Here is a 14,865-nt window from a genome sequence, read left to right as displayed (position 1 = left end):
GCGCCACGTCGCAGATGCCCTTTCGCCCTGTGTGGGACGAGCGCTGTACCGTGCTCATCCTCGGCTCGCACCCCTCGGTGAAGTCCAAAGAAAACGGCTTCTACTATATGCATCCCCAAAATCGCTTTTGGCGGGTGATGTCCGCTTTGTTCGACGCCGACTTCGTGGGCGCGGACAAGGACGAAAAAGCGCGGCTGCTCCTCGTGCGTCACGTCGCGTTGTACGACGTAGTGGAGCGGTGCGCCATCGTGGGCTCCGCCGACGCCACCATACGCGAAGTGCGCCCCACCGACCTCAAGGCGCTCGTAGAGGGCGCGCCTATACGCCGAGTCTTCCTCAACGGACGGACGGCCTACGACCTGTTCGTGCGCCACTTCCCGCAATACGTAGACAAAGCGACCTTGCTACCCTCCACCTCCCCCGCCAACGCCCGATGGCGATTGGACGACCTCGTTGCCGCTTGGCAAATCATCAAAACGATATGAACGCTATCTCTCCCCTTCAACTCATTCACGACGTAGTGTCCGCCCACGTCAAAGCGGGCGACCGTTGCATAGACGCCACCGCGGGGCGCGGCTACGACACGGCCTTTTTGTGCGGACTCGTGGGCAGTTCGGGCGACGTGCTGGCGATGGACGTCCAGCAAGAGGCGGTAGAAAGCACCCGCCGACTGCTCGCCGAGAAAGGACTCGAGGCCGAGGTGGTCCTGTCGAGTCACGCCGATATGGCGGCCTATCGCCCCAAGGACAGCGTCGACTGCATTATGTTCAATTTGGGCTATTTGCCCAAGGGCGACCACATGGTCTTTACTCATTTCGACAGCACCAAAGCGGCCGTTTTGGCAGGACTTTCCCTACTACGTATAGGGGGATTGATGACCATAGGCATATATTACGGCGGCGACTCGGGCTACGAGGAGCGGGATAGCCTGTTGCCCTTCCTCGCGACCTTGGACGACAGCCGCTACCAAGTGGTCGTGGCGCGCTTCCACAACTGGAAGGGCGATCCGCCCATCCCCGTATTTATCCGCAAACTGCAATAAACGCCTTTCGTATTAAAACCAAACTGCGCGAAAATAGTTAAAGTTCAACTAAACGGAGAACGATATGGACAAAGTACAAATCAAATTGGAAACGATGCAAGCCCTCTTCGAGGGGGAGATGACCGCCGCCAAGGCCGTGGCCGTTTTGGCCGAATTGGGGCTGACGACGGACGAGGAAACCCTCGACGGTATGCGCTTGTGGACGGATTATATGCCCCTCTACGACGAGCACCCCTACACCCCCGAGCAACACCGCCTGCACGTGGTGTGGGAACTGTTGGATAGAACACCTTGGGGTATCAACTGCGCCTTTGCCATTCCTTTCCGTCAAATGATAGCGAAGCGCCTTTTCAAGCGGTGTGGCGAGGGCTTCGTGTGCGCGGAAGGGTGCCGCTTCAACTTCGGCAATCAAATCGAATTGGGCGACAACGTCAGTTGGAACGCGGGCGTGTACGTGGACAGTAAGGGCGGCGTAACGATGGATGACTTCGCCATGCTCACCGAGTACGTCAAGATCTTTTCGCACAACCACAGCGAGGTGGACCACATGGTGCGCACCTACGCCCCCGTGCATATCGGCGCCTACGCCAAACTATTCACCAACTGCACCGTATTGCCCGGCGTGACTGTCGGCACGGGCGCGATGGTGGCCACCTCGGCGGTCGTCACCAAGGACGTGCCGCCCTACACCCTGGTCGCGGGCATTCCCGCCAAACCCCAGCGCGAACGCAAAGTCGTCTCCGACGATCCCACCGTCTACAACCAATATATGCTCAAAGACCGCCTCTTTCAGGTAAAGAAGTAGCGTTGCCGTTTTTCTTCGGCAAACCGGAAACGCGGGCGATTTGACTTTCGCCGCGTTTTTTTGTTCTATAACTTGCCCCCGCCGCATATAGTATGGCGAAAACTTAGGGAGGCAAGGATATGGAAATCAATTATCAAAACATTCGTAACGATTGTATGCAATGGGTGGCCAAGGGCCAAACCGTCGTCCGCACCGAGATAGACCTCAAGGATAGAGGCGGCGCCACGAAACTGCTCACGGTCAACGTGGGCGCCACAGTCACCTCGGTCGAAACCGTCGAGGGCAAAGCGCAAGCGGCGGGCAAGGTGACCTACAAGATCCTCTATCTGGACGGCGAGGGCAAGACCTGCGGATTGGACTATTTCGCCGATTTCGATATGGACGTAGAGGACGAAGCCATCGCGGTGGGCGAAGCCTCGGCCACGGCGGGCGTGTTGGACGCGGACTACACCCTTTCGGCCGACAGGATCCAACTCGAAGCCGTGTGCGAGATCAACGTATTGGCCGTCGTATCGCACGAAGCGGACGCCGTAGCGGCCGTAGAGGGCGAGTGTCTGGAAGAAGAAATCTCCACCGTCACCCTCACCGCCATCCCCGACAGCACCTTTGAATTGGTGGAAGAAGTCGAGGTGGGCACGGGCGTGGATCGCGTGCTCTATTTTGACGCCAAGGCACTGCATACCGCCACACGTATGGGGGTAGACAGTACCACGGTCGAGGGAAAAGTGGCCGCCGTCGTGGTGTACAAAACCCAAGGCGAGGTGCGCGAAAAGGAGATCGCGTTCGACTTCGCCGAACAGTTGGACGTGGAGGGCGAGGTGGATATTACCCTCGCGACCAAGCAGGCCAAATTGGTGCTGACGGGCGAGGACGACGACAACGTCTTGCGCATAGAAATGGTGCTGGCGGCAAGGGGCTACCGCGTCAACCGCAACGATTACGTCCTGGTGGCGGACGCCTACGTGGCCGACTGCGACCTCGTCGTGCGCCGCGACAGTTTCGTATGCCGCCGCTTCGCGGGGCAACTATCACGCACCGAGCGCATCACCGCCAAGGTGGGCGACGACCTGCCCGTATCGGCAAGCGCTATCGCCGCCACGGCGAGCACCGTCAACGTCGCCAACCTGATAGCGGGCGACGGGCAAATCACGGTGGAAGGATTGGCCGTAGCGAGCGTTTTGTACCGCACCGAGGAAGGCGCGTACGACGCTACCGAGGTAGAGATGCCCTTCTCAACCGCGTTCGCCTCCGAAGGCGTATCCGAGAACTGCCTTTTGTCGGGCGAAGCCATCGCTCTGGACGTGAGCGCCGTGGGAGGCACGGTCGAAATGACTTTGTTGTTCTCCGTCAAATGCTACCGCCCCACCCTCGTGCGTTATACCACCGCCATCGAAGCGACCGAGCGGACGAATACGGACGCCGTGATGTCCGTCTACTTCGCCGCACCCGACGAATCCGTGTGGGACGTCGCCCGCGCCGTGCACGTGGCCCCCTCCGAACTGCTACGCCAAAACCCCGCCTTGGCCGAGCCGCAAGAGGACGGGCAACTCCGCCGCGTGGTGGTCTTCCGTCACCGCGATTTGGACTGAGCGCATAAACCCGTAAACCATACACGAAAAAAGCGCGCCGCATCTGCGACGCGCCTTTTGTCGTATTGGTCAAATGACGTAATCGTCCACGCCGCCGCCCTCTTGCATGAGGTCGGCCAAGGTGATGCCGTCAAAGTAGTCGCGTATCATCGTATATAGTTTCTCCCACATAGGCAGGGTGCGGCATTCGGCCGCTCGCGCGCAAGGCTCGGATGCGCGGTCGAGACACGCGATGGGCGCGAGGTCGCCCTCGGTGACCTGCAATATTTCCAACACGGTGATGCGGTCGGGGCTGCGGTTCAGACGATACCCGCCGCCCTTGCCGTGCTGACCGTCCAACATACCCGCTTTCGACAAGTCGGTCATAATGCTCTCGAGATATTTCTGCGAAATATCCTGTCTGGCCACGACGTCCTTCAGCGGGATATACTTCTCGCTGTTGTGTTCGGCCAAATCTATCATTACGCGCAAAGCGTATCTTCCTCTCGTCGAAATCCTCATAACGATACCTCCTTGGGGTTGGGCGGTGCGGTCTACGACCATTATACAACCATTATCCGCAAAAATCTACCCTTTTCCCAAAGATATGCCGTCGTTAATCCGCGAATAGCGCCGTGGATAGATACCTATCTCCCGTGTCGGGCAAAATGACCACGATATTCTTACCCTTGTTTTCGGGACGGCGGGCCAATTCGATGGCCGCCCAGGTCGCCGCGCCCGAGGAAATGCCCACCAGCACGCCCTCCGACTTGCCGATGAGTTTGCCGGTAGCGAAGGCGTCCTCGTTGGCGACGGGAATGATCTCGTCATACACGGCGGTATTGAGAACGTCGGGCACGAATCCCGCGCCGATGCCCTGTATCTTGTGCGGCCCGGCCACGCCCGTGGACAGCACCGCGCTCGTCTTCGGCTCCACCGCCACCACTTTGACGGCGGGATTGCGACTCTTGAGGTACTCGCCCGCGCCCGTGATGGTGCCGCCCGTACCTACGCCCGCGACGAGGAAGTCCACCGCGCCGTCCGTATCCTCGTATATCTCGGGGCCTGTGGTCTCGCGGTGTATACGGGGATTGGCGGGGTTGACGAATTGACCGGGAATGAAGCTGTTGGGCGTCTCGGCGGCCAACTCCGCCGCTTTGGCGATGGCGCCTTTCATACCCTTGGCACCGTCGGTCAGCACGAGTTCGGCGCCGTAGGCCTTCATCAGTTGGCGACGCTCGACCGACATGGTTTCGGGCATCACGATGACGATCTTATAGCCTTTGGCCGCGGCGATGGCCGCGAGACCGATGCCCGTATTGCCCGAGGTCGGCTCGATGATGACCGAGTCGGCCGACAATAGCCCTTTCGCCTCGGCGTCCTCGATCATGGCTTTGGCGATACGGTCCTTGACCGAGCCAGCGGGATTGAAATACTCCAGCTTCGCCAAAATCTTCGCCTGCAAGCCAAGCGCTTTTTCTATGTGGGTGAGTTCCAAAAGAGGGGTTTTGCCGACCAACTGATCGGCGGAAGTATAGATGTTTGCCATAATTTCGTTCTCCTTATGATTATTTGATGGCCGCAAATCCTCTTTCGAGGTCGGCGATAATGTCATCTATGTGCTCGGTGCCGATGGACAGACGCACGGTATTGGGCTTGATGCCCGCCTGCAACAGTTCCTCGTCGGACAGCTGTGAGTGCGTGGTGGACGCGGGGTGAATGACCAGCGACTTGACGTCCGCCACGTTGGCCAACAGGCTGAACAGTTCGAGGCTTTCGGTAAATTTTTTAGCGTCGGCGGCGCACCCTTTGACCTCAAAGGTGAAGATGGACGCCGCGCCGTGGGGGAAATAGCGGTCGTACAACGCCTTTTGCCGCCCCACTTCGAGCGAGGGGTGATTGACCTTCTCCACTTGGGGGTGATTTTTGAGATAATCCACCACTTTCAACGCGTTCTCCACGTGCCGCTCCAAGCGCAAAGACAAGGTCTCCAACCCTTGCAGCAAGAGAAAGGAGTTGAAGGGGGATATGGCCGCGCCTTGGTCACGCATAAGGGTGGTACGTAGCTTGAGAATATACGCCAAATTGCCGCACGCCTCGGTGAATACCACGCCGTGATAGGAGGGATTCGGTCGGCTGAGACCGGGGAATTTGTCGTTCTGCGCCCAATCGAATTTGCCGCCGTCTACGACCACGCCGCCCATCACCGTGCCGTGTCCGCCGATGAACTTGGTGGCCGAGTGCACCACCACGTCCGCGCCGTGCTCGATGGGGCGCAATAGATACGGGGTGGCGAAGGTGTTGTCCACGATAAACGGAATGCCGTTGGCGTGCGCTACGTCGGCGATGGCCTCTATGTCGATGACGTCCGAGTTGGGGTTGCCCAACGTCTCCGCATACAGCAACTTGGTATTGGGTTGAATGGCGCGGGCGAAATTGGCGGGATCGGAGGGGTCCACGAAGGTCACGGACAGCCCTTGATCTTTCAGGGTATGCGCCAATAGGTTGTACGTGCCGCCGTACAAGTTGGTGGACGATACGACGTGATCGCCCGCCGTGGCGATATTCTGTATCGCGTAGGTGATGGCCGCGGAGCCCGAAGCCGTGGCGAGTGCCGCCGCGCCGCCCTCCAAGGCCGCGATGCGCTTCTCGAACACGTCGCTCGTGGGGTTCATCAAGCGGGTGTAGATATTGCCGCCCTCGGTCAGACCGAATCGCCCCGCCGCCTGCGCGGAATCCTTAAAGACGTAGGACGTGGTCGCATAGATGGGCACCGCCCGCGCGTCCGTCGCCGGATCGGGCTGCTCCTGCCCAACGTGTATTTGTAAAGTTTCGAATTTGTAATTTGCCATAATACTATCTCCTTTTGGTCGGTTGAATGATATCGTTCGTTCGTTTGCTATCGACATCGTCCGCACATTCGTCCGCAACGGAAATCTTTACGCGCAAGTATTCGCAACTGGTTTTTCATACATTCTCCTTTTGCCTATCAACCTCGTAGGTTAATATGATTTTACCACAACGAACGTTACTCGGTCAAGCGATTTTCACGCATTTGCAAAAAAAGAGACCGATTTTTTCGGTCTCCTCGTCGATAGGGATAGCGCGCTCTAATCGTCCGCTCCGTCGTGGCAGCAATCCACCTCGCGAAACGCTTCCTCGTCATAGGGAATGCCAGCGCGTTTGTAATAGTCGAGAATGGCCCGCTTGATGGCCTCTTCCGCCAGCACCGAACAGTGCATTTTGTAGGCGGGCAAACCGTCCAAGGCCTCGGCCACCGCCTTGTTGGTCAAAGTCAGCGCGTCGGACAGGGGCTTGCCCTTGATGAGTTCGGTCGCCATAGAGCTGGACGCGATGGCAGAGCCGCAGCCGAAGGTCTCGAATTTGACGTCCGCGATGACGTCGTTCTCTATCTTGAGATATATTTTCATAATATCGCCGCATTTGGCGTTGCCCACTTCGCCCACGCCGTTGGCGTCCTCGATAACGCCCACGTTGCGCGGATTGCGGAAATGATCCATCACTTTTTCACTATACAAAGCCATAATTATCTCTCCTTATTCCAATATAAAGGGCTTCTTGCCCGTGATCTTGTCCCGCCATACGGGGGACATATTGCGCAGTCTGTCCACCACCTTGGGAATGATATCCAACGCGTAGTCGATCTCCTCTGCGGTGGTGTATTCGCTAAGCGTAAGCCGCAAGGAGCCGTGCGCGATCTCGTGCGGGTGCCCGATGGCCAGCAATACGTGGCTGGGATCCAACGAACCCGACGTGCACGCCGAGCCAGAGGACGCCTCGATGCCGTACTCGTCCAAGAGCAACAAGAGGCTCTCGCCCTCTATGCCCTCGAAGCAAAAGTGGACGTTGCCGGGCAGGCGGTTTTGCTTGTCCCCGTTGAGTACGGAGTGCGGGATAGCACGGAGTCCCTCTATCAATCTGTCGCGCAAAGCCGCCACCTTGGCCATATTCTCCGCCAAATGCGCGGTGGCTTCCTCGAGTGCCGTCGCCAACCCCACGACGCCCGCGATATTCTCGGTACCCGCGCGCTTGCCCCGCTCTTGCGCGCCGCCCTCTATCAGATGGGTAAGCGCAACGCCTTTGCGCGCGTACAACACGCCCACGCCTTTGGGCCCGTGGAACTTGTGCGCGGACAGCGACAGCATATCCGCGTGCATCGCCGCCACGTCTACGGGAACGTGCCCGACGGCTTGCACGGCGTCCGTGTGGAACAAAACTTTCCGCTCCCGACACACCGCGCCGATGGCGGCTATGGGCAGTACCGAACCTATCTCGTTGTTGGCCGTCATCACGGTGACCAAACAGGTGTCCTCGCGTATGGCGTCCGCCACCTGCGCGGGCGTGACGTTGCCCTCGCGCCCCACCGAGAGATAGGTGACCTCGAAGCCCTCTTTTTCGAGCTTCTTCAAAGTGTGCAGTACGGCGTGATGCTCGAACGCCGTCGTGACGATATGTTTTTTGCCCTTCCTTTTGCCTATTTCGGCGGCCGAAAGAATGGCTTGGTTGTCCGCTTCGCTACCGCCCGACGTAAAATAGATTTCGCCGACGTCCGCGCCCAAACAGGCGGCTACCTTCGCCCGCGCCTCTTCCAACACCTCTTTGGCGCGCTGGCCCATCGAGTGCAGGCTGGAGGGGTTGCCGTACGCCTCCCGAAAATAGGGCGTCATAGCGTCTACGGCCGCTTGACTCATCGCGGTGGTCGCCGCATTGTCCAGATATACTTGCATACGTTACCTCTTTATCAATAATATCCTCGTACGAGGGCGGCATACCCGTACACCCCTCGTACGGTTGCATTATATCGCTATTTACCCACCTTGTCAATAGGTTGATAGCGATTGCACGAAAATTCTTTTTCGCGGCGTTGTCGGCGGGCGCGATTCGTGTTTTGCGGGAGGCAAACGAAAAAAAATTTGCCCGAGACTATTGTCGAACGGGTTTTTACGGACTATAATTAAAGCATAGTGAAGGAGGTGCCCCCATTCTATTCACGGGGCGAATAAGAAAATGAATGACAGAAATCGAGAATGGTACCTGCAATTTACCAAGGCAAGTACCGATTGCGCCGAACGAAAAAAGGCGATGGGAAAAGAATTGATCGCAACCATGCAGAAGGAGCTATCGAGCCTCAGGCCGATGATCGCGAAGCGAACCAACAGAATGCTGATCGAAGCCGCCGCTTCGAGCAAAGATATAGACGAAATACGCAGCCTAATAGTGCAAACGCTTGTCAATATAGGCAACGACGAAAACCCCTTATACGATAGATATACCAACACTTTGAGCCGAGAGGCAATGCGACTTTTTTACAATATGCCGACAACGGTACTGTGCCTATTCAATATGGACGGTAGCGCGTTGCGGGATTTACAATGTGAGCCAAAGACGGATAATCCGTTGACGAGAAAAGAATTTTTGCTTTGGAAACTCACCGAAAAAAACACGGAAACTACGAAAGAAAATAAGATCGATTATATCAACGGGGAATTGGCGGCCTATGGTTTTACGCCGCTGAACGCAGAAGACGGGACGGACAGATTGATTATGAATCTCGCCGAACACGGGGCGCGCAAGGCGATTTGCCGCATATTGCACGCCGAAAACGAAACGTCCGCCGACCGCATAGAAGATCCCGCACAATAAAACGCCGAATCATATCGTCACCCATACCGACAAAAAGCCGCCAAGAATCGTATTTCTTGACGGCGTATTTTTGTTTTTCGGGTGATGTGAATGGGTGCTGTATTATTTTTCGGGTGCTTTGAAGTTGTAGGTGGGCACGATGCGTTCCACCACCGCAACGGTGGGACGAATATTTTTGAGAATGTCGTACATGGACTTGTAGGCCATGGGGCTTTCGTCCAGCGTGCGCATATTGACCGACGTGGAGTATATGCCCTCCATCTCGCGGTGGTATTCGGCAAGGCTCAACGTGTTTTTGGCACAACTGCGGCTGAGACGACGCCCCGCGCCGTGCGGCGCCGAACAGTTCCACTCCTCGTTGCCCTTGCCCACGCACAACAGGCTGCCGTCCCGCATATTGAGCGGAATGAGCAAGCGCTCGCCCTTCTCGGCGGACACCGCGCCCTTGCGCAAGATGCGGTGCTCGAGGTCGATGTAGTTGTGCACGGTCTCGAATTCGTCGCATTTCGCAAGCCCCATACCGCGCAAAATGTCGTCCGCCATCGCCTTGCGGTTGAGCGAGGCAAAGCGCTGGGTGATGCGCATATCGTGGAGATAATCGTCCATCAACTCCCCCTCGACGTACGCCAATTCCTGGGGGACGTATAGGGGTTTTTGCGGCAACCCGTTCCCTTCTTCGCCTTCGGCTCGCATCCGTTCGAGCACCACTTCGCAGCCGCGTGTGCCCCACTTGCCGCCCAAGCGCTCGAACGCGGCGCGTTGATAGCTATCGGCCACTTCGACGCCCAAATGGCGACTACCCGAGTGAATCACCAAATAGAGGTCGCCACTCTCGTCTCGATCGATCTCGATGAAGTGATTGCCGCCGCCCAACGTGCCGATACTGCGCTCGGCGCGGAAGAGGTCTACGTATTTTTTGCAACGCAACTCGCCGAGGTCTATGCGGGCGGCGTAATCGTGCGCCGTGTCGCGGACGCTCGTGTCGGAGCGAATGTTGCGATGGATATACTCGTCCAGACGGGGATAGTCTACCGCCTTGGCGTCCAACTTGACCACGAGCATACCGCACCCGATATCCACGCCCACCATATTGGGCACGACCTTGTCCGTGATGGTCATAGTGGTGCCGATGGTACAGCCCACGCCCATGTGCACGTCGGACATAATGCGGATCTTGGCGTCGCGGAAGGGCTCGAAATCGCACAAGCGTTTGATTTGCTCCACGGCGCCGTCTTCCACTTGCTCGGTGAAGACGATGGCGGTGTTGTATTTGCCTACGATGGTTTTCGATATGGTTTTCATAGTAATTACCCCCTTCGTATCCGTTATCTCCGCATGGTTTGCGTGAGAAGCAAATACTCTCTTACTATAGGTCGGCGCCCGCCGCCTTGTCAACGCCCGCCGCGCTTTTTCTCGCGCAATAGGTTGAATGATATTGCCAACAATTCGTTTCTATGCTATAATATTGTAAATGATTTTAAGAGAGAATATATTATGCTCGGTTACAATATCGCAACGGCTATATGTTTGGGATTGATGGCGACTTTGGTGCTCTACGTCGTCATCTCGCTCATCGTCAAAAACAGAAGAGACCGCATCGCATTCGTCCGCGGATTCAAAAAAGGCAAAGGATTCCTGATCTATTTTATTTCCGTTCCGCTGTATGTGGTCGGACATATTTATAGCGGCAACGACTTCGCCACCGCTCTCCTGGCCGCCATCAACAAAGCAGTCACTACCATCGTGCTCAAATACGAGGTTGCCTCTATCTCCGGTCTGATGGCCGTCAACGCGTTTTATCGGGGCGTCGTCTACTCCTTCTTCGTCGTGGTGGCGCTCAATATGCTCCTCTTGTCCTTTTCGGTTTTCAACCAAAACATATGGGCGTCTTGGCAGAATCTGCGCTTCTTGACGTCGCGCCGCGCCAAACTCATCATCATCGGTGCGAACCCCACCTCCGTCACCATCTACGAAAGCGCCCTCGACTACGCCAAACTTATCGTCGAAGAACGCATTCCCGCGGACGTGCGCACGAGTTACTACGCCCGCAAGGTAGCGTATTTCTCTATCGGCAGCGGCAACGACGTGACGGATGCCGTCGTACGCCTCACCAAAAAGGCCGCCCTTGCACGCCACGTCGTCATCATCAACACCCAAGACGACGAGCGCAACCTGCATATCTGCCGTCAATTTTACGACTATTTGCATACCCTGGACGAAGCAACGTTGCAATCCATCGGCACGACATTGCAGATATACGTATTCGGCAATTCGCAATACGACGACCTCTATGACGACTTGGTAGACCACGGTTCCGGCATCATTCGCTACGTCGATCGCTACCAACAAATCGCCACCGATTTTATCGACAAATACCCCCTCACGCATTTCATGGACGCGCGTCAAATCGACTACGCCACGTCCCTCGTCAAACCCGACGTGAATCTCAACGTCATGCTGGTGGGCTTCGGCGATACCAATCAAAAAATATTTATGACCTCGGTCGCCAACAACCAGTTTCTCACCCGCGCCGAGACGGGAGACGCCGTGCTCAAACAGGTCAATTACCACATCTTCGACAAGGACAACGGCAACAACAAAAATCTCAATCATAATTACTATCGCTATCGTGATGAAGTTTTGTACCGCATCAATCCGCCCGAGGGCGTAGTCCTCGCGGAAAACGACCGCTTACCTAAAGAGAACTTTTTGCCCCTACCCGCCGAACCCGCGCACGAATACTATTACGGTATGAGCATCGACTCACCCGCGTTTTACGCGCGGCTACGCCAATTGGTCACGCAAGGCAAGGACGACGTCAACTATGTGATTATTGCCTTTGGCTCCGACCTCGCTAACCTCGATTTGGCCCAAAAACTACTCGAAAAACGGCGTGAATGGGGCGCGTACAATATGGTTATCTTCGTCAAAGCCAAGACTTGGTGCAAAGAGTACAGCTTTATGCAAAAGGAGAATTGCTACATCATCGCAGACCTCGACGCCACCGTGTACAACCTTGACCACATTCTCAACGACCGCTTGTATCAAATGGCGATGCTGCGCGACGAAACCTACACCCTCGAAAGCGACATCAAGGCGCGCAAACTCAGCGTAGTGGACGCCGAGACCGCGCAAAAAGCACACGACGAATCTATGGAAAAATGGCACAATTCCATGCCGCACGTCGAACGCGAATCCAACGTTTACTGCTGTCTGAGCCTTCGTACCAAATTGCACTTGATGGGCTTGGATTACTGCGACAAAACCGAAGAGGTCAAGGCACTGACCGAGGCGGAATACCTGCGCATTTACGCCAAAGACGATATGCCCCGCTTCGACCCCAAATTGACCACGCGTGGCAAGCATATCATCGAATACGACCTCAACTTCCCCGACTCACGCCGTAGAAATTTGGCCATGCAGGAGCACTATCGCTGGAATAGTTTTATGATAAGCAAGGGCTTCATCCCCGCCACTTTGCAACAAATTCGAGAAGAGAAAAACGCCGACGGCGCACCCACCAAGGGCAAAAACATCCTCCTGCGCCACCACGGAAACCTGTCTACCTACGAGGGATTGGTAACCTTCCGCCGCATCGCCGCGGAAATCAAAGGCTCTACCGAACTGGCGCAAGACGTGATGAAATACGACTATCAACTCCTCGACGACGCCTACTGGTTCCTCGATCAATGCGGCTTCCAACTCTACGTCCGCGACGAGTCGGCCATCCCCGCCGAAAAAGCGTCGAAGTAATCTCCGCTCCCCATCCCGTTCGATTGGGCCCATTTATACCACGCGTCGTACCGTTCCGCAACCGTTGCGTCGGAAAAACCCGCTCGACGAATACGCATGATTGGACTTTTCTACGCCTTTTGCACGAAACACCCCCTACGTAGGGGGCGTTTTTGCGTATAGAGGGGAAGAAAAATGGCGTTACCCAATACGGAAACGCCCCTATAAATCAATCAAACCGCACGCTTACAGCAAGGGTATCTTGTCCAGATAGACGATGTCGGAACGGTCGGCGCCCGCCGCCTTGTCAACGGCCGCCGCGCTTTTTCTCACGCAATATCCCGAACGATATCGCAAACGCCCCCTTTCATTGCCTTTTTGGGTAATGCTTAACGCGCATATACAAAAAAAGAGGCGCGTCCTTTCGGGTGCGCCTCGTTTTCGTCCGCATACGTTTTTAGCCCTTCTTGGCGAGGGCGAAGTCGGCGAGGTTGACGAAGGAAGAGGCCGTAATGGTGGCCGTCTTCTCTTGATAATTCTCGGCCTTGAGAGTGAGGGTGTAGGTGGCGCCGCGTTTGACGCGGAAGGAGTAGAAGCCCGAAGCGGTCGTCGCCGTCTGCACGCTGCCGTCGGCCTGATCCTTCAAAATGACGGTGACGCCCGTAAGGCGTTCGGCCGCTTTCTCGTCCATAGTGCCGTTGGCGTTGGCGTCGCGGGCGACTATGCCCGAAACGACGGTATACGCGTCGAACTCCTCTGCGCTCATCTCTTCCACGGCCTCGTGTTGGGTGCGCCATACGGTGACGTTTTCGTACCGACGATAATCCTCTTGGTCCACGTTGAAATCAAAGCGCATCCCGCGCGTGGCCAACACGAGAGAGGCGGAATTGGCTCTGCCGAAGATAGCCACGCCGTCCGCGTCGGCGTAAAGGGTGCGGGCGTTGGGGCTGAAATAGAAATCGTTGGCGATGGTGTGCAGGAAGCCCGAACCCGTGATGGAACTGCTGAATTGATTGCGCAACTCGTTCTTGTTGGCCAATTCCACCACGCGGAAGAGGGGTTTCATTTGGGTAAAGTAATCGGGCGAGTTGTCGTCGTCGATGCCCATAATGCACGCCAACTCCACCAAATTGGAAGTGCGCAGCATCTCGATGGCCACGTTGTTGGGCGTAATGACGTTCTCTAGACAATAGAGCGCCATGCCGACCGAACTATAGGGCACTTTGACGCCCAGCCAGCGGCAATCGAAGTCCTGTGCGTAGTTGTCGAAATAAGGATCCAGCAAGGTGTAACGCTCGGGCAACAGGCGCGCGGGCAAACGATGGGACAGGAACAATTTAGTGAAATAGGTCGACAAAGCGAACGTGAGTTGACCGCCGTAGGAATGCCCCGTCAAGCGAATGGGCAAGTTATAATCGGGGTGCAGGGCAAAGAAATCGCAATACCGCGCCGCGAAAATCTCGGGCACGGTGCAGTTGAAGCCCGCGGCCTCGCGGACGTTGCCGTTGTCACCGTAGTCGACGTAGTCCTCGATGAGTTGCCAAATGCGCAACTCGATACGCAGCACGTCCATATCGTCCGACAGCGTGCCCCACAAAAAACTGATGACGTTGAAGCCCTCGTCGTACAAGGCGTCGGGCGTGAACATATAGCCGTCCGCACCCTGCCCGTGCGAGTGAATAACCGTGGGTTTGCTCTCGTCGAAGGGGGCGTTGGCCACGTCCTCGGTCCAGCCCGTCTCGGGCGAATAGAAGGCGAAACGCACGGTGCCGATATCGAAGCCCTCCCCTACCGTGCAATCGGCGATGGTGGGCACGTCGCTCACTTGGGCGGCGTTGGCTTCAGCCAACGTCACGGCGGAAGTCAACGTGACCTCGGCGGAGTGATCGGGCGTTCCGTTTTGCTCGCCCGCAGGCTTCGTTTCGGCGGGCGTTTTGTCTTTGCAGGCAAAGGCCGCAAATACCATACAAACGCACAATATAATCACCGTCAATACTATCAATATACGCTTCATATCTATACCTCTTTATCTATTACAGCACTTTTTGCGCCAA

General features: G+C 56.4%; 13 protein-coding genes. 6 read left to right on the top strand and 7 right to left on the bottom strand.

Translation table 11 applies throughout. From position 1 onward, the window contains the following. Positions 1 to 14 precede the first annotated feature (14 nt). The 4 genes from II896_00500 (at position 15) to II896_00485 (ending at position 3,436) form a co-directional block, all read left to right on the top strand. A complete protein-coding gene (locus tag II896_00500) occupies positions 15 to 485 on the top strand; it encodes a DNA-deoxyinosine glycosylase (protein ID MBQ4443123.1) in 471 nt (156 codons plus the stop codon). Then, entirely contained in the window at positions 482 to 1,042 is a 561-nt protein-coding gene (locus II896_00495) for a class I SAM-dependent methyltransferase (GenBank protein ID MBQ4443122.1), read from the top strand. The genes II896_00500 and II896_00495 overlap by 4 nt, the downstream gene beginning before the upstream one ends. 64 nt (positions 1,043 to 1,106) lie before the next feature. After that, positions 1,107 to 1,847: an acyltransferase gene (locus II896_00490; GenBank protein ID MBQ4443121.1), complete on the top strand. Its 741-nt coding sequence runs from the start codon at positions 1,107 to 1,109 to the stop codon at positions 1,845 to 1,847. Between the two features lie 119 nt (positions 1,848 to 1,966). Continuing rightward, a complete protein-coding gene (locus II896_00485) occupies positions 1,967 to 3,436 on the top strand; it encodes a DUF3794 domain-containing protein (GenBank protein MBQ4443120.1) in 1,470 nt (489 codons plus the stop codon). 69 nt (positions 3,437 to 3,505) lie between these two features. On the opposite strand, the gene II896_00480 is transcribed toward II896_00485, so the two are convergent. The 5 genes from II896_00480 to nifS all read right to left on the bottom strand — a co-directional run bounded on the left by II896_00480 (position 3,506) and on the right by nifS (position 8,163). Continuing rightward, positions 3,506 to 3,937 carry an RrF2 family transcriptional regulator gene (locus II896_00480; protein MBQ4443119.1) on the bottom strand — a complete coding sequence of 144 codons (432 nt, stop codon included), beginning with the start codon at positions 3,935 to 3,937 and terminating at the stop codon, positions 3,506 to 3,508. A 94-nt stretch (positions 3,938 to 4,031) separates the two neighbouring features. Continuing rightward, the gene (gene cysK, locus II896_00475) at positions 4,032 to 4,964 is read right to left on the bottom strand and encodes a cysteine synthase A (GenBank protein MBQ4443118.1); all 933 of its coding nucleotides are present in this window, start codon (positions 4,962 to 4,964) and stop codon (positions 4,032 to 4,034) included. A gap of 19 nt (positions 4,965 to 4,983) precedes the next feature. Beyond that, entirely contained in the window at positions 4,984 to 6,267 is a 1,284-nt protein-coding gene (locus II896_00470) for an O-acetylhomoserine aminocarboxypropyltransferase/cysteine synthase (GenBank protein ID MBQ4443117.1), read from the bottom strand. Between the two features lie 258 nt (positions 6,268 to 6,525). Continuing rightward, complete coding sequence (nifU, locus tag II896_00465) at positions 6,526 to 6,960, bottom strand: Fe-S cluster assembly scaffold protein NifU (GenBank protein ID MBQ4443116.1); 435 nt, start codon at positions 6,958 to 6,960, stop codon at positions 6,526 to 6,528. Between the two features lie 12 nt (positions 6,961 to 6,972). Next, the gene (nifS, locus tag II896_00460; GenBank protein MBQ4443115.1) at positions 6,973 to 8,163 is read right to left on the bottom strand and encodes a cysteine desulfurase NifS; all 1,191 of its coding nucleotides are present in this window, start codon (positions 8,161 to 8,163) and stop codon (positions 6,973 to 6,975) included. Between the two features lie 586 nt (positions 8,164 to 8,749). Here nifS and II896_00455 point away from each other — a divergent pair. Then, positions 8,750 to 9,079 (top strand): hypothetical protein, encoded by a 330-nt coding sequence (locus II896_00455; GenBank protein MBQ4443114.1) that lies wholly within the window; start codon positions 8,750 to 8,752, stop codon positions 9,077 to 9,079. Positions 9,080 to 9,181: 102 nt separating this feature from the next. Here II896_00455 and II896_00450 read toward each other — a convergent pair whose 3' ends face one another. Beyond that, entirely contained in the window at positions 9,182 to 10,381 is a 1,200-nt protein-coding gene (locus tag II896_00450) for an RtcB family protein (protein MBQ4443113.1), read from the bottom strand. A 192-nt stretch (positions 10,382 to 10,573) separates the two neighbouring features. Here II896_00450 and II896_00445 point away from each other — a divergent pair, with 192 nt between their 5' ends. Beyond that, positions 10,574 to 12,832 carry a hypothetical protein gene (locus tag II896_00445; GenBank protein ID MBQ4443112.1) on the top strand — a complete coding sequence of 753 codons (2,259 nt, stop codon included), beginning with the start codon at positions 10,574 to 10,576 and terminating at the stop codon, positions 12,830 to 12,832. A gap of 436 nt (positions 12,833 to 13,268) precedes the next feature. On the opposite strand, the gene II896_00440 is transcribed toward II896_00445, so the two are convergent. Next, positions 13,269 to 14,825: a hypothetical protein gene (locus II896_00440; protein ID MBQ4443111.1), complete on the bottom strand. Its 1,557-nt coding sequence runs from the start codon at positions 14,823 to 14,825 to the stop codon at positions 13,269 to 13,271. Between the last annotated feature and the right edge of the window lie 40 nt (positions 14,826 to 14,865).

It is taken from the genome of Clostridia bacterium (genome assembly GCA_017394805.1).
Classification (GTDB): Bacteria; Bacillota; Clostridia; order Christensenellales; family CAG-1252; genus RUG14300.
This window is presented reverse-complemented; position numbering and strand designations above follow the sequence as displayed.